This window comes from Paractinoplanes brasiliensis (assembly GCF_004362215.1).
In the GTDB taxonomy this organism is placed as follows: Bacteria; Actinomycetota; Actinomycetes; order Mycobacteriales; family Micromonosporaceae; genus Actinoplanes; species Actinoplanes brasiliensis.
Genome location: NZ_SNWR01000001.1, coordinates 4,474,832 through 4,488,954 on the forward strand (window position 1 = coordinate 4,474,832; position 14,123 = coordinate 4,488,954).

Genomic DNA, 14,123 nt, shown 5'->3' on the forward strand with positions numbered 1-14,123 from the left:
TGAATGGCAACTCCAGACGAGCAGGCCTGCTGCCTACGTCATCATTCAACCGCGCTACAAGGCCCCTGCTCAGGCAGTCGGGCCGAAGACCGCGATTTCGACCTTGGTGACGGACTCGAAGTACTTGCTGGCGGCGATCTCGCAGGTGAACTTGCCGGTCGTGGTGGTCGACTCGGTGCAGTCCTCCCACGCCGCGGTGGCGTCGCCGCCGGTGCCGGTCAGCTTGGCCTTGACCGTGGAGCCGGTCGGGAGGTCGGCGGTTCCGTCCGTGGCCTTGACGTTCAGCATGACCCCGGTGAAGCGGTTGGGATCGGTGGTCGACTGGATGAGGCTCGCCGCCATCACCTTGGCCAGTTCGTTGACCTGAACCTCGACGGCGCCGCCGCCGACGATGCCGCCGCTGAGCGGCGTGTCCGTCGCGACACCCGACGCCGTGAAGGCCGACGCCCCGGCCGCGAGAGCTCCGGCCACGACAACGCCGCCGATAATGCGAGTCAGGTTGCTCATATCCTCATCCCTAGGTCCATGTCCTTTGCACCAGTTGAATCGGTCTGACAGCGCTGCATTCAAGTGCAAGTGAGTTGCATCGCTCGCACAGGCGTCTGGGACAGTGGGACAGATGCCTGAACGGGAACTCCACGCCGACTGCGCCCGCTGTGCCGCCCTGTGCTGCGTCGCCCCGGCCTTCGCCAAATCGTCCGACTTCGCCATCGACAAACCGGCCGGAACGCCCTGCCGCAACCTGGGCGGTGACTTCCGCTGCACGATCCACGAACGGCTCGACGCGAGCGGTTTCCACGGCTGCGTGGTGTTCGACTGCTTCGGGGCCGGGCAGCGTCTGACCCAGGAGACGTTCAGCGGCGCCGACTGGCGGCAACGGCCCGAGATGCTCGCGGCCCTGCCGGTCATGCGGCAACTGCACGAGCTGATGTGGTACCTGACCGAGGCGACGAAGCTGGACGAGGCTCACCCCGTACGGGGGAAACTGCGCGACGCTCTCGCCCGGACCGACCACCTGGCGGCCGGCTCGCCTGAGGAACTGGCGGCCCTCGACCTCGACGCGCACCGGCGGCGGGTCAACCCCCTGCTGCAGCGGGCCAGCGAGCTCGCCCGGGCCGGGATCAAAGGACGCAAGGACCATCGCGGCGCCAACCTGATCGGCCGCCGGATGCGCGGCGCCGGCCTGCGCGGGGCGAGTTTCCGGGGCGCGCTGCTGATCGGGGCCGACCTGCGTGACGCCGATCTGCGCCGGGCCGACTTCACCGGGGCCGACCTGCGCGGGGCCGATCTGCGGGGCGCCGACCTCACCGGAGCGCTGTTCCTCACCGACTCGCAGCGCCGGGCCGCGATCCTGCCGGCGGACAGAACGATCTCGTGAGGCGGAAGGAAACAGGTCGGCCCTAGGATGACCTGATGCAGGATGTGTCGGGTGTGGTGTGGCTGCTGACTGTGCTCGGCATCATCGGGCTACTGCTGTACGACTTCTTCTTCCATGTGCGCAAGGCCCACATCCCGTCGCTGCGTGAGGCGACCCGCTGGACGGTGGTCTACGTCTCGATCGCCGTGCTGTTCGGCGTCGGAGTGTGGATCTTCGGCGGCAGCGACATGGGCGCCGAGTACTTCGCGGGCTACGTCACCGAGAAGGCCCTCTCGGTCGACAACCTGTTCGTCTTCCTGCTGCTGTTCTCGAGCTTCAAGGTGCCCCGGGCCGACCAGCAGAAGGTGCTGCTCGTCGGCATCGTCGTGTCGCTGCTGGCGCGCACCGGGTTCATCTTCCTCGGCTCCGCCCTGATCAACTCGTTCGCCTGGGTGTTCTACCTGTTCGGGCTGATCCTTCTGATCACCGCGGGCAACCTGCTGCGCGGGCACCGCGACGACGACGCGCCGCCGGACAACTTCGTGATCAAGCTGGCGCGGCGGGTGCTGCGCACCTCGGACTCCTACGACGGCGACAAGCTCTTCACCGTGGTCGACGGCCGGCGCGTGCTCACCCCGATGCTGCTGGTCATGGTGGCGATCGGCGGCACCGACATCCTGTTCGCGCTCGACTCGATCCCCGCCATCTTCGGCCTCACCCAGAACGTCTATCTGGTCTTCACGGCGACCGCGTTCTCGCTGCTCGGCCTGCGCCAGCTGTACTTCCTGATCGACGGGCTGCTCGACCGGCTGGTCTACCTCTCGTACGGGCTGGCCGCGATCCTGGCCCTGATCGGCGTCAAGCTCATCCTGCACGCCATGCACGAGAACAACGTGCCGTTCATCAACGGCGGCGAGCACATCGACGTGGTCGAGATCTCCACGGCGATGTCCCTGTCGCTGATCATCGGCATCCTGCTCGTGACCGTGGTGGCGTCGCTGCTCAGCCCCAAGGGCCGGGCCCAGACGTACGTGGCTGCGGCGCGCCGGCACGCCACTGAGTTCCTCGACATCGAGACCGACCCGGCGTACTGCGACGAGATCTTCCACCGCCTCCTGGTGGAGGAGGCGCACCTCAAGAGCCTGCCCGAGAAGTACCGGGCGCGGATCCGGGCCGAGGACGAGCTGATGGCGTTGCTGGGCCGGGCACACCGGCTGCACGACGAGCGGGTCGCCAACGGCACCTGCTTCGTGCCGGCGGGCGCACCCCTGGCGGCCAAGTCGCCCCTGAAGAGCGCCGAGAGCCGGCCGGGCTCCTGAAGAACGCCGAGAGCCGGCCGGGCTCCTGAAGTGCGCCGAGAGCCGGCCGGGCTTCTGAAGAACGCCGAGAGCCGGCCGGGCTTCTGAAGAACGCCGAGAGCCGGCCGGGCTCCTGAAGTGCGCCGAGAGCCGGCCGGGCTCCTGAAGAGCGCCGAAAACCGGCCCGACCCCGAAGGACGCCGAAAGCCGGCTCGGTCGCTCAGGGGATCCGGAAGCGGCCTGGAAAGGTCGCGCGAGCGGGAAGACCGGGCTGCCCCGAGACGGCCCGGTCTTCATCAGCCCTGGCGGTGGCTGCCCCGTCCGCTGCTGCCCACCTCGTCGTCGTGACGAGCGGCGGTGCCGCGCCCGCGAGCCGTGTTACCGGCGAAGCGGGCGGCCGTGCGACGGACCGATTCGGCCCGGTCGCCGGCCTCGTGCTGGCCCGCCCATTCCTCGGCGGCGGAACGTGGCCGGGGCGCCGGGGCGGACGGGACGTCGAGGTAGGCGGAAAGGTTGGTCTGGTTGTCGAACTCGGGAAGCGGGCTCGCCGCGCCCCCGGCGACCAGGCTGGCCACCCGGGCGGCCAGTTCGGCGGCGCGGGTGTCGAGGTCGGGGTGCCCGTTGAGGGTGGCGTCGTCGGCCGGGCGGGCCGACCAGGCCGGGCGCTGTGGCGTCTCGGGGCGGACGTCGGCGGTGGCGTGCACGTCGACGGGCGGGCGGATGTCGGACGGCGCCGGGACAACAACCGGCGGGCGGTGCTGAGCGACCTCGGCATACCCTGGCCGGGCCCCGGAAACGGGTGAGGCGGCGGGGGCGTGCGAAGGCGCGGCGGGAGCGTACGAGGCGGGGGCGTGCGAAGGCGCGGCGGGAGCAGCGGCGTGGCTGGGCGACTGCCAGGCGGCAGCCGACGGGTCCGAGGCGGCGGGGAAGACCGGAGAAGGCGAGGGAGCGGCGGGCCGCGGCTCGTGCGTGCCGACGGACACCGCCCCGATCAGCGACACCGTCTGGCCCTCGCCGCCGGGGAAGTTGTTGAACTCGGGGCCGATCACCAGGCGGGACAGCATGCGGACCTGCGGCGGGGCGATGCCCAGGGCGGTCGCGTGCTCGACCCGGTAACGGGCGATGGCCTGCCGGAGCGTGTTGGCGACCCGGTCGGCGTCACCGACCGAGGTCAGGTCGCCACCCGCGAAGACCAGGGCCGGGAAGGTGCCGCCGGGGCCGGCGCAGACGAGCTGGATCTGCGTCACGGTGGCCTGACGGCCGGTGTCGCGGTTGCCGGGCTGCACGCGCAGGTGCTGCGGCCAGGGCCAGCGCAACTCGCCGGTGTCGGCGGCGCCGGGGCCGCGATAGAGCACCCGCTGGTCGGTGACGACGACCTCGGTCTGCTCGGGCAGGGTCCAGCGGGGGAGCGAGGCGGGCTCGTCGAACGCGTACTCCGCCACCGCGGTATGGCCGCTCCAGAGGATGCGCTCGGAGGTGGCCGAGATGCTGTCGCGCAGGGTGGTGGCCGGCGCGGGCGCGTCGGTCGCCGAGTAGTGCTCGGGCATGCTTTTCCCCCCACTGTCGCCGCGCCCCGATAACGCGACCGTAACCGATTACAACCTTGTGACCTCCCACAAACAAGTCGGCCGCCGCGAATCACACCGGATTTCCTGACGAGAACACGACAGGCCGAAAATACTTGCACAGTCGGGCGATCGGGTGTTACGCACCGTTACCGAAGAGCCCGGCCGGCGGGGACGGTGATGCCACGGCGACACTGTCCGTGACGGGTTTCGTGCCTCCGGCGAAGCGGTCGAGATCGGTCTCGAGGCGGCCGGGAAACCAGTCCCCGGCGGCCCGGCGGGCGAGCCCGGCCACCGGGGGCGGGGTGCGCCCGGCGATCACGACGAGGTTGCCGAAGCGGCGGCCGCGCAGCACAGACGCGTCGGCCACGAGACACGCCTCGGGCAGCGCGGCTCGGATCGTGGCGACCTGGGCCTTGGCGTACCGCAGCGGCGGCCCGTCGGTGACGTTGGCGACCAGGTGACCGGCCGGGTCGAGCACGCGGGCCAGCTCGCGGGCGAACTCGACCGAGGTCAGGTGGGCCGGGGTGCGGGCGCCGGCGAAGACGTCGAGCACGATCAGGTCGTAACCGGCGTCGCGCATGCCCTCGACGGCGGCGCGAGCGTCCCCCACCCGTACGCGGATGTTCGCCTTGGCCGGAAGGGGCAGCGCCCTGCGGACGAACTCGACCAGCGGGCCGTCGATCTCGACCACGCGCTGAGCCGAGCCGGGCCGGGTGGTCGCGATGTAGCGGGGGACGGTCAGGGCGCCGCCACCCAGGTGCAGCGCGCGTACCGGCTGCCCGGGCGGGGCCAGCAGGTCGATCGCGGCGGCCATCCGGCGCACGTACTCGAACTGCAGGTGGGTGGGGTCGGCCAGGTCGACGTGTGACTGCGGGGCGCCGTCGAGCAGCAGCGTGTACGCGGTGTCGCGGTCGGGGTCGGGCCGCAGCTCGGCGACGCCGGAGCCGACGGTTTCGACCAGCCGTTCCGACCTTCTGCGCTGCGCCACGCAGCAAGTATCCACGGCCACCGAACGGGTTATTCAGGGAAAAACGGCTCACATGGCCGAAAAGATACTCAAGACTTGGGGCGGCGACAGAGGAGGTACAGCCGTGTCCACGAGCAATGTCCTGGCGCAGATCATCGGCGAGCAGCAACGACGTCAGTCGGCGCCCCCGGCGGCCGACGACATGTCCGCGATCATCGCGGCGGCTCAGGTCGAGGCCGGCCCTCCGCTGAAGATCCGCCGATACCTTGCCGAGGACGGCCCGGCGTTCTGGCGCTGGGACTGCGCGCACTGCGGCGAGTACGGCGGTGGGCGGCACCACTCGGACGCGATCAACCGCGCCACCCGGCACTGCACCGAGCACCCGGAGCACCGGTCGTCGCTGCTCCCGCCGCTGCTGTGCCGCCAACGGGACACCTACATGCCGCAGCACCCGATGCTGTTCGCGGTGGACGACGACCCGCCGCCCCCGCCGCTCGCCATCTGAGGCCTACGGGCGCGTGTCGCCCTGGCCGGTGCGCTTCTGCGCCTCGTCGACGGCCCGGTCGATGTGTGCGCTGTGCTTGTGGCCGGTGCGCTTGTCGACCTCGTCGCCGATCTTCTCGAGGGCCTGATCGACCTTTTCGTCGTTGGAGTCCAGGAAGTCCTTGGCCTTGTCCAGGAAACTCATCGGTGCGCCTTCCGTTCGGCGAGGATCGCGGCGATGGTACGGACGCGCGGGTCCTCGGCTATCTGCTCGAGACCGGCGGCCAACGGCATCCGCCAGTTCGGGTACTCGTTCATAGTGCCGGGAAGGTTGGGCTGCGCGAGCTCGCCCAGCACGTCGTACAGCGATGCGGTGACAAATCGGCACGGCGTACGGGCCAGGAACTCGTGCATCCCGACGATGATCTCGTCGTCCGAGGCGTCCTCGCCGATCAGGCCGTCGCCCCGCAGGACGGCCACCAGCGCGTCGCGGTCGGCCCGGGCGTTGCGGCGTTCCTCCTCGACCGGCCCGGTCAGCTGGCCCAGCTCGGCGCGCACCTTCACCTGCTCGCCGGTGAGGAAGCCGGCCGCGGTCGGCAGGTCGTGGGTCGACACCGAGGCCAGCGCGTTGCGCGGATAGTCCTCGGCCGGCACGAACGGCTGCTCGTCCTCCGCCCACTCGCGCGTGAAATAGAGCACGGCCGAGCCGAGCATGTTCATGCGCTCCAGCGTCTCGGTGACCTCGGGCTGCACCGTGCCCAGGTCCTCGCCGATCACCACGGCCCCGGCCCGCCGTGCCTCCAGCGCCAGGATGCCCAGCATCGCCTCGGGGTCGTAGTGCACGTACGTTCCTTCGGCGGGGCCCATGCCCGGCGGCACCCACCACAGCCGCCACAGGCCGGCCACGTGGTCGACACGCAGACCGCCCGCGTGCCGGAAGATCCGCCGCAGCATGTCGCGGTAGGCCGCGTACCCGGTCTCGATCAGCCGGTCAGGCCGCCACGCGGCGAGCCCCCAGTCCTGGCCGAGCTGGTTGAACGCGTCCGGCGGGGCGCCCGTGTGCACACCCGCGGCCAGCACGTCCTGCAGCAGCCAGCCGTCAGCGCCGTTGGGGTCGATGCCCACCGCCAGGTCGTGCACCACCCCGACCGGCATGCCGCCCTCGCGGGCCGCCTCGTTGGCCGCCTCCAGCTGCGCGCCGAGCAGCCGCTGGAGCCAGGCGTGGTAGGCGACCCGGTCGCTGGTGAACGCGCGGACCGCGGGCGAGTCGGGCCGGCGCAGCTCCTCGGGCCACTCCGTCCAGTTCGGGCCGTGCCGCTCGGCCAGCGCGCAGAACCGCGCGAAGTCGGTCAGACCCGGATCGGATTCCAGGTCGACCTCGCCCGCCAGCGGCCAGAGCAGGTCGAGCGCCGCCCGTTTGGCCTGCCAGACCGCGCTGTAGTCGATCAGGCCGTCGGCCGTCGGCGCGGGTTTGAGCCGGTCGACCGCCGTGCGCAGCTCCGGATCGGCCCGGCGGTACTCGTCGGTGTCGGCGATCCGCAGGTAGAGCGGGTTGGCGAAGCGGCGGCTGGACGGCGAGTACGGCGAGGCGGGCACCGGCAGCGTCGGGGTGATCGCGTGCAGCGGGTTGAGCAGCACCAGCCCCGGCCGGCCCGAGACGGTCAGGAACTCGCGCAGGTCGCCGAGGTCGCCCATGCCCCATGAGCGCTCCGAGTGCAGCGCGTACAGCTGCAGCATCCAGCCCCACGTCTGCGGCGGCTCGGGCAGCTCGACCGGCACCACGACCAGCGTGATGTCCTGCTCGCCGGCGTGCAGCCGGTGCCAGCCGAGCGGCAGGTCGTCCGGCACCTCGGTGACCTCGCGCGCCGTGCCGTCCTCGAGCGTGATCGTGGCGGGACCGGGCAAATCGCGTGAGCTGCCCTCGCGCACGACCACGGTGCCCGGCATCAGACCGAGAGCCTTCCTTTCCCGTACGGCGGAAAGCTCCTCCCGGATCGCCGAGGGGCTGGTCGCGTCGACGCCCAGGAGACCAAGAACCCCCACCACCGACTCGTCGGCGACGTCCTTGCGCTCGCGGTGCCAGTCCTCGTACCAGGTGGCCACCCCGTGTGCCGCCGCCAGTTCCGCCAGTTCGGCGTCCATCCGGCCTCCCTCTCGTTTCGCTGCCGCTGCTCATACCCTGCCCGATCCGGGGTAGTCGTGGGGGCGGACGTTGCGGGAATCGGTCAGGATGGAACACATGTCTGCAGCAATGAAACTCTGGTCCCGCCTGGTCGCCACCGTCACCGGGGCGACGCTGGCCCTGGTCGTGCCGGCGCACGCGTGGGCCGCGAGCACCGGTGTGACGGACATCGCGGTCGAGGCGGCGCGTTCCCGGCGGCGCGGCGGTTTCGGGTTCTTCGGCCTGTTCGGCGCCCTGTGCTGCCTGTTCGTGGTGGCGGCCATCGTGCTCGCGGTCGTGATGGTGGGCCGCAACCGCAGGCGGAAGTAGGGCTTTCCCCGAATCCCGGTGATCATGGCGGGTCGCGACCTAGCTTTGACGGATGCGGATCCGGGCCCACCACGTCAGGACGGCCGCTCTCAGCACCGGGATCGCCGCCACGCTCTGTGTTCCGCTCGCCGTCTCGGTGGCGGCCGGCGCCGGCAACACCGTGCTGATCTCCCGGGGCCGTCCGGCGGTCGCGTCGTCGATCACCGGCGGTGAGGTCGCGGCGCGGGCCAACGACGCCAGCACGGTCACCCGCTGGGCCAGCGCCGCCGGGCCGGGCACGCAGTGGGTGCGCATCGACCTGGGCTCGGCGCAGCGGATCGACCGGGTACGCCTGAGCTGGGGGAGCGCGTACGCCAAGACGTACCGTCTGCAGGTGTCGGGCGACGGCTCGAACTGGACCGATCTGTACTCCACCCGCGCCGGCAACGGCGAGTCCGACGACCTCAAGCGGCTCAACGGCACCGGTCGCTACCTGCGGGTGCTCGCCACGCAGCGGGCCCGGACGAGCGGGGGCTACGCGCTCTCCGACGTACGGGTCTACGGGCCCGCGTCCAAAGCTCTGCCCGCCGCCGCCCCGGCAACCGGCTCGCTCGCCTCGGGGCTGGAGGACGGCCGCAAGAAGGAACGGGCGATGCAGTTGATCTCGAGCGCCGAGAACTCGACGCTGGCCTGGCGGCGGCAGTTCTCGTACATCGAGGACATCGGCGACGGGCGCGGCTACACGGCCGGGATCGTGGGCTTCACCTCTGGGACGTCCGACATGCTGGCGGTGGTCGCCGAGTACACGCGCCGCAAACCCGGCAACGTGCTGGCCAAGTTCCTGCCGGCGCTGCGGGCGGTCAACGGCTCCGACTCGCACGCCGGGCTCGACCCGGGCTTCCCGGCCGCCTGGCGCGCCGCTGCCGCGGATCCCGTGTTCCAGCGGGTGCAGGAGGACGCGCGAGACACGTACTACTTCAAACCGGCTCTCCGGTTCGCCCGTGGTGACGGCCTGCGGGCGCTCGGCCAGTTCGCCTACTTCGACGCGGCCGTGATGCACGGCGTCTCGGGCATGCGGGCCATCCGCGCGGCGGCGATGCGTACGGCCAGGACACCGGCACAGGGCGGCGACGAACCGGCCTATCTGAACGCGTTCCTCAACGCCCGGGTGGCCGAGATGCGCACCGAGGAGGCGCACTCCGACGTGACCCGCGTCGAGACGGCTCAGCGGCTCTTCCTGCGGCGCAGCAACCTCGACCTGACGGCGCCGCTGAACTGGCGCGTCTACGGCGACGCCTACCGCATCGCGTCCTGAGGACTAGAGCTTGGTGAACAGGGCGGGAAGGGCCGACGGCTCCCACCCGGGCAGCGCGGTGTGCGCCTCCTTGACCTGGTAGGTCGCGCCCTCGAAGGTCACCCTGTCGCCGGCCTCGTAATCGGTGAAGGCCTTCCAGGCCGCGGGCTTGGCCGGCGGGGTGGTCGTCGGCGCTGTGGTCGGCCTGGCCGGCGGGGTGGTCGCCGGTGGCGTGGTGGGCGTCGCCGACGGGGTTGTGGGGGCCGGCATCGGCTTCGAGCCCGCGGTCACCCTGACGAAGTCGACCTCCATGCGGCCCGGCCGCCGCCCGTCGGTGGCCAGGTTGAGCACCAGCGCGATCGGCAGCCCCGGCTCCTCCGGCGTCAGCTTCAGGCTCGGCCGGCCGTCCACCGACCAGATCACGGCCTCGGGCGACCAGTCGATCACGTACGTGTGGAAGTCGCGGCCCGAGGTCGGATCGGCGTCCTTGTCGAGCACCTCGACCTGGCCGCGCAGCACCCGGCCGTACTTGTCGACGGCGCCGAACGCCCGCCACGGCCCTTCCGCGCGCCGCACCTTGATCCGCGCCTCGGCGTGCCCGTACGGTTCGGCGAACGCCTTGCGGGTGATGGCCAGACGCTCCACGACGAGGTTGCCGTCGCCGTCCAGCCGGCCGTGCCGCGCCTCGCCGTCGAGAACCCAGCGGGACGGGTCGAGGCCCGCCCCGCGCTCACCGCGGAAGTTGTCGGCGAAGACCGGACGATGCTCGGCCGCCACCGCGACATCGCCCTGACCGGTGAAGAAGATCGCGCTCGCCAGGCCCGCCGACGCGACGCCGAGTGCAGCGAGCGCACGCGGCCTGATCAGCCACTTCGACGAACCGGAACGGTGCCGGGCCTCGCTCACCTTTGCCCCCTGTCGGTAACAGCAGGCACACCTTCGTAAAAGTGAGAGGTTCTCGCAAGATCGGGGCGGGAGACTTAAGACTTGCTTAAAGAAGAGCGGCTCGACACCCGTACGGTCGTGCCTTTGTCGCCGGTGGTCAGCTGGAACGTGTCGGTCAGCTCCTCGGCCAGCCACAGCCCCCACCCGCCCGGCTGATCGGCCGGTGGGCGCACCGAGGGCTCCTGCCGGGCATCCCGCAGCCCGTGGCCGGAATCGCTCACCTCGCAGACCACTTCGCCGTCGGCCGACCACAGCGCGACCCGCCCCACGCCCCCGCCGTGGCGCACGGCGTTGGTGAGCAACTCGTTGACCGCGACCACGAAATCGTCGAGCCGGTCACCGGCCAGGCCGGCCGCCTCGGCACAGGACGCGACGGAGTGCCGCAAGGCCGTGATGGCTTCGCGGTCGAACGTCTCGGACAGCAGAATCTCGGTACCGATGCCTTCGACCGTAGGCCACGGCTGATCTTCCCGCAGGGTGGCCCCACGGGTGGTGCGCCTCTGTGGGATCGTCGCCCCATGCCGGACGCACGAAACAGTGGGCTCGAGGCGCCGCTGTGGCGGGCGATCGCGGTCTATCGCATCGCCGCCCTGACCTACGCGACGATCCTGGTCGTCAGCAACATCAGCTACTACAAGCGGCCGGTTCTGGCCTGGCCGGTGCTCGCCGCGATGGCGGCGTGGACGATCTTCACGACGTACGCGTACGCCGATCCGGCCCGCCGCCGCGCCCGGCTGCTGATCGCCGACATGGTGGTCGTGATGGCCGCGCTCACCGCCAGCATCGAGATCGTCGGCCGGGACGCGCTCGAGAGCGGCCGCCCCACGCTCGCGGTCGCCTGGCACGTCGCCCCCGTCCTGTGCTGCGCGGTGCGCTTCGGCCGCCGGGGCGGCATCGCGGCCGCCCTCGTCATGGGGGCCACCGACCTGCTCGTACGGGCTCATTACGACCAGGCCGCGCTGACCGGCTCGGTGCTGATGCTGCTGGCCGCGATCGCGGTCGGCTATCTCGTGCGCATCGCCGAGGTGGCCCAGGAGAGGCTGGAACGCGCGGTCGAGCTCGAGGCGGCCACCCGCGAACGGGAACGGCTCGCCCGCGACATCCACGACTCCGTGCTGCAGGTGCTGGCGCTGGTGAAACGCCGCGGGGCCGGGCTCGACGGCGAGGCCGGGGAACTGGCCCGGCTGGCCGGCGAGCAGGAGGCCGCGCTGCGCAACCTGGTGGCGGGCCGGCAGGTCGCGGTCGACCCGGTCGCCGACGAGCTCGACCTGATGGCCCTGCTGCACCCGTACGCGTCGCCCGACGTCACCGTCTCGGGCCCGGCCGGCGCTGTCCGGCTGCCCGCGCACACGGCCCGCGAGCTGCGTGGCGCCGTGGCCGCCGCGCTCGACAACGTGACGCGCCACTGCGACCCCGGTACGAAAGTGTACCTCTTCGTCGAGGACGACCCGGACGAGGTGGTGGTGACCGTCCGCGACGACGGCTGCGGCATCGCGGACGACCGGCTGGCTCAGGCCGAGGCGCAGGGCCGGCTCGGGGTCGCCCAGTCGATCCGCGGGCGCATCGCCGACCTCGGCGGCCGGGTACAGATCGTCTCCGCGCCGGGCGAGGGCACCGAGGTCGAGATGACCGTGCCGCGCGTCCCGATATCGTGACGGGCATGACGGCAGCGATCCGGGTGATGGTGGTCGACGACCACCCGATGTGGCGCGACGGCGTCAGCCGCGACCTGGCCGCGGCGGGCTACGACGTCGTGGCGACCAGCGGCGAGGGCAAACAGGCCGTACGCATCGCGGCCGCCGCCCGCCCCGACGTGGTCATCCTCGACCTGCAGCTCCCCGACGTCTCCGGCGTCGAGGTCATCAACGGCCTGCAGAGCGAGGTGCCGGGCGTACGGGTCCTGATGCTCTCGGCCAGCGGCGAGCAGCAGGACGTGCTGGACGCCATGAAGGCCGGCGCCACGGGTTACCTGCTCAAGTCCGCCGCGCAGGCCGAGTTCCTCGACGCGGTGAGCCGCACCGCGGCCGGCGACACCGTCTTCACCCCCGGACTGGCCGGGCTGGTGCTGGGCGAGTTCCGGCGGCTCGCTGTCACCGGGCCGGCCGGGGCCGACGAGGCGACGCCGAAGCTCACCGAACGCGAGACCGAGGTGCTGCGTCTGGTGGCGAAGGGCCTGTCGTACAAGCAGATCGCCGAACGGCTCGTGCTGAGCCATCGCACGGTGCAGAACCATGTCCAGAACACGCTCGGCAAGCTTCAGCTGCACAACCGCGTGGAACTGACGAGGTACGCGCTGGAGAACGGCCTCGACTGACTACTCGTAGCGCGGGGGGTTGGTCTCGTGCATGGCCAGCTCCTCGGCGCTCGCGCCACCACCGGCCGCGCCCGCGTCGTAGGCCACGCTGTCGGGCTCGTCGTCGTAGCCGTAACCCTCGTCCGGCGCGACCAGGCGGCCCACCGTCTCCGGGTTCGCGTCGTCGAGCTGGCCGTCGTCGTAGAGCGACACCTGTGAGTCGGGATCCGAGGTCGGGCTCGGCCCCCACACGTCGGCGTCGAAGTTGCGCTGCTCGGAGCTGTCGACGGTCTCGTCATTGGGGTCGCGGCGGGGCGGGATCGCGTCCTCCGCGCCGAAGTCGGGTTCCTCCTGACGCAGCCGCCGGTCGAGCGACTCACCCTCGCGCTGCTCCTCGGCGGTGTCGCCGAAGCGGTTGGAGCCGCCCGGACCGACACCCGCGAGCGCCGCCGGGTCGGGACCGTCGGCCCAGCGTCCCGTTTCCACCTGGTCGTACGCGGTCGAATCGTCATCCGCGGTGTCGGGCAGGCCGGAAGCCTCCGGGTCGGACACCTCGGCGGGGTAGTCGTTGTCTCGCATGACCGCAATCTACCCGCGTACGGCGTTCCGCATGCTTGTCTCGTGCGCCTCGTTGCCGTCCGCCGACAGCAGCGCCCACACCGTCTTGCCGTCGTCCAGCCGCAGCGTGCCCCAACGATCCGCCACCGAATCGATCAAGAGCATCCCCCTGCCCCCGTACGAGGTCGGTGGCACCGGGCTTCCCGAGAAGGTGGGCACGGACGTCGAACGGTCGCGCACCGCCACGCTCAGGCCGCTGCCGTGCGTCGCGACGAGCACAACCATGGGCGTACGGGCGTGGACGACGACGTTGTTGACCAGCTCGGTGACCACGATGCACGCCGGGCCGGCCAGATCGGGCCTGTCCCAGCGCGCGCAGGCCTCGGTGATCAGCTCCCGGGCGCGGCGGGCGGCGCCCAGCGCGGGTTCGAGCTCGAGCGTGAACCGGTGGTCGAGGTCGGGCTTGCCCAGCGCGGTGGTCGCCTCGGGCACGCTCGGCCAGGTCGGCCAGCCGACACCGGGCCAGGCCTCGCCGCCGCGCGCGTCGCAGAGGATCAGATGCGCCCCCGGCCAGTCGGCGGTCTCGTCACGCAGCTCCCGCAGCACGGCCGCCGTCTCGGGAGCGGGCAGAGGGAGCTGGCCGACGTCGACCAGCACCGCCTCGGGCTGCTCGGCCAGCACGTCGAGCAGGGCCGTGCGCAGGGTCCGGGCGGCCTCGGCGTCCCGCAGCGCGGTGAGCCGGACCAGCGGGTACTCCGACCCGCGATCGACCAGGTGCCCTAGCTCGCTCGCCATGATCGCTCCATTGTGCATAACGCGCCCCCTTTTCGCATTTCCCGCAGGGCTGGGAACCGGGACCGCCTTCCGCAGAGAGCCGTACGGAACTATTC

Annotated in this window: 16 protein-coding genes; 7 read left to right on the top strand and 9 right to left on the bottom strand. The window is 71.5% G+C overall.

What is annotated here, in order from left to right; all coding sequences use genetic code 11:
- Nucleotides 1-69: 69 nt before the first annotated feature.
- Nucleotides 70-507, bottom strand: a complete 438-nt coding sequence (locus tag C8E87_RS20275) for a hypothetical protein (RefSeq protein ID WP_133874555.1) — start codon at nt 505-507, stop codon at nt 70-72.
- A 112-nt stretch (nt 508-619) separates the two neighbouring features.
- On the opposite strand from C8E87_RS20275, the gene C8E87_RS20280 reads away from it, so the two are divergent.
- Both C8E87_RS20280 and C8E87_RS20285 read left to right on the top strand, forming a co-directional pair.
- Complete coding sequence (locus tag C8E87_RS20280) at nt 620-1,378, top strand: pentapeptide repeat-containing protein (RefSeq protein ID WP_133874556.1); 759 nt, start codon at nt 620-622, stop codon at nt 1,376-1,378.
- 35 nt (nt 1,379-1,413) lie between these two features.
- Nucleotides 1,414-2,676 carry a TerC family protein gene (locus C8E87_RS20285; RefSeq protein ID WP_133874557.1) on the top strand — a complete coding sequence of 421 codons (1,263 nt, stop codon included), beginning with the start codon at nt 1,414-1,416 and terminating at the stop codon, nt 2,674-2,676.
- A gap of 275 nt (nt 2,677-2,951) precedes the next feature.
- On the opposite strand, the gene C8E87_RS43765 is transcribed toward C8E87_RS20285, so the two are convergent.
- Together C8E87_RS43765 and C8E87_RS20290 are read right to left on the bottom strand one after the other, a co-directional pair.
- Complete coding sequence (locus C8E87_RS43765) at nt 2,952-4,202, bottom strand: translation initiation factor 2 (RefSeq protein WP_166661201.1); 1,251 nt, start codon at nt 4,200-4,202, stop codon at nt 2,952-2,954.
- A gap of 157 nt (nt 4,203-4,359) precedes the next feature.
- Entirely contained in the window at nt 4,360-5,211 is an 852-nt protein-coding gene (locus C8E87_RS20290; RefSeq protein WP_133874558.1) for a spermidine synthase, read from the bottom strand.
- A 103-nt stretch (nt 5,212-5,314) separates the two neighbouring features.
- On the opposite strand from C8E87_RS20290, the gene C8E87_RS20295 reads away from it, so the two are divergent.
- A complete protein-coding gene (locus tag C8E87_RS20295; RefSeq protein WP_133874559.1) occupies nt 5,315-5,695 on the top strand; it encodes a hypothetical protein in 381 nt (126 codons plus the stop codon).
- A 3-nt stretch (nt 5,696-5,698) separates the two neighbouring features.
- Here C8E87_RS20295 and C8E87_RS20300 read toward each other — a convergent pair whose 3' ends face one another.
- Nucleotides 5,699-5,878 (bottom strand): antitoxin, encoded by a 180-nt coding sequence (locus C8E87_RS20300; RefSeq protein WP_133874560.1) that lies wholly within the window; start codon nt 5,876-5,878, stop codon nt 5,699-5,701.
- Nucleotides 5,875-7,815: a 4-alpha-glucanotransferase gene (gene malQ, locus C8E87_RS20305; protein ID WP_133874561.1), complete on the bottom strand. Its 1,941-nt coding sequence runs from the start codon at nt 7,813-7,815 to the stop codon at nt 5,875-5,877. The genes C8E87_RS20300 and malQ overlap by 4 nt, the downstream gene beginning before the upstream one ends.
- 97 nt (nt 7,816-7,912) lie before the next feature.
- Here malQ and C8E87_RS20310 point away from each other — a divergent pair, with 97 nt between their 5' ends.
- Together C8E87_RS20310 and C8E87_RS46390 are read left to right on the top strand one after the other, a co-directional pair.
- Nucleotides 7,913-8,164, top strand: a complete 252-nt coding sequence (locus C8E87_RS20310) for a hypothetical protein (protein ID WP_133874562.1) — start codon at nt 7,913-7,915, stop codon at nt 8,162-8,164.
- Nucleotides 8,165-8,216: 52 nt separating this feature from the next.
- On the top strand, nt 8,217-9,458 hold the full coding sequence (locus C8E87_RS46390) for a chitosanase (protein ID WP_133874563.1): 1,242 nt from the start codon (nt 8,217-8,219) through the stop codon (nt 9,456-9,458).
- Between the two features lie 3 nt (nt 9,459-9,461).
- Here C8E87_RS46390 and C8E87_RS20320 read toward each other — a convergent pair whose 3' ends face one another.
- Both C8E87_RS20320 and C8E87_RS45625 read right to left on the bottom strand, forming a co-directional pair.
- Complete coding sequence (locus C8E87_RS20320; RefSeq protein WP_166661202.1) at nt 9,462-10,343, bottom strand: carbohydrate-binding protein; 882 nt, start codon at nt 10,341-10,343, stop codon at nt 9,462-9,464.
- Nucleotides 10,344-10,417: 74 nt separating this feature from the next.
- On the bottom strand, nt 10,418-10,858 hold the full coding sequence (locus C8E87_RS45625; RefSeq protein ID WP_239079853.1) for an ATP-binding protein: 441 nt from the start codon (nt 10,856-10,858) through the stop codon (nt 10,418-10,420).
- Nucleotides 10,859-10,900: 42 nt separating this feature from the next.
- On the opposite strand from C8E87_RS45625, the gene macS reads away from it, so the two are divergent.
- Together macS and C8E87_RS20335 are read left to right on the top strand one after the other, a co-directional pair.
- On the top strand, nt 10,901-12,037 hold the full coding sequence (macS, locus tag C8E87_RS20330; protein WP_239079827.1) for a MacS family sensor histidine kinase: 1,137 nt from the start codon (nt 10,901-10,903) through the stop codon (nt 12,035-12,037).
- Between the two features lie 5 nt (nt 12,038-12,042).
- The gene (locus C8E87_RS20335) at nt 12,043-12,696 is read left to right on the top strand and encodes a response regulator (RefSeq protein WP_133874567.1); all 654 of its coding nucleotides are present in this window, start codon (nt 12,043-12,045) and stop codon (nt 12,694-12,696) included.
- Here C8E87_RS20335 and C8E87_RS20340 read toward each other — a convergent pair whose 3' ends face one another.
- Both C8E87_RS20340 and C8E87_RS20345 read right to left on the bottom strand, forming a co-directional pair.
- Entirely contained in the window at nt 12,697-13,254 is a 558-nt protein-coding gene (locus C8E87_RS20340; protein ID WP_133874568.1) for a DUF5709 domain-containing protein, read from the bottom strand.
- 9 nt (nt 13,255-13,263) lie between these two features.
- Complete coding sequence (locus tag C8E87_RS20345) at nt 13,264-14,028, bottom strand: ATP-binding protein (protein ID WP_239079828.1); 765 nt, start codon at nt 14,026-14,028, stop codon at nt 13,264-13,266.
- Between the last annotated feature and the right edge of the window lie 95 nt (nt 14,029-14,123).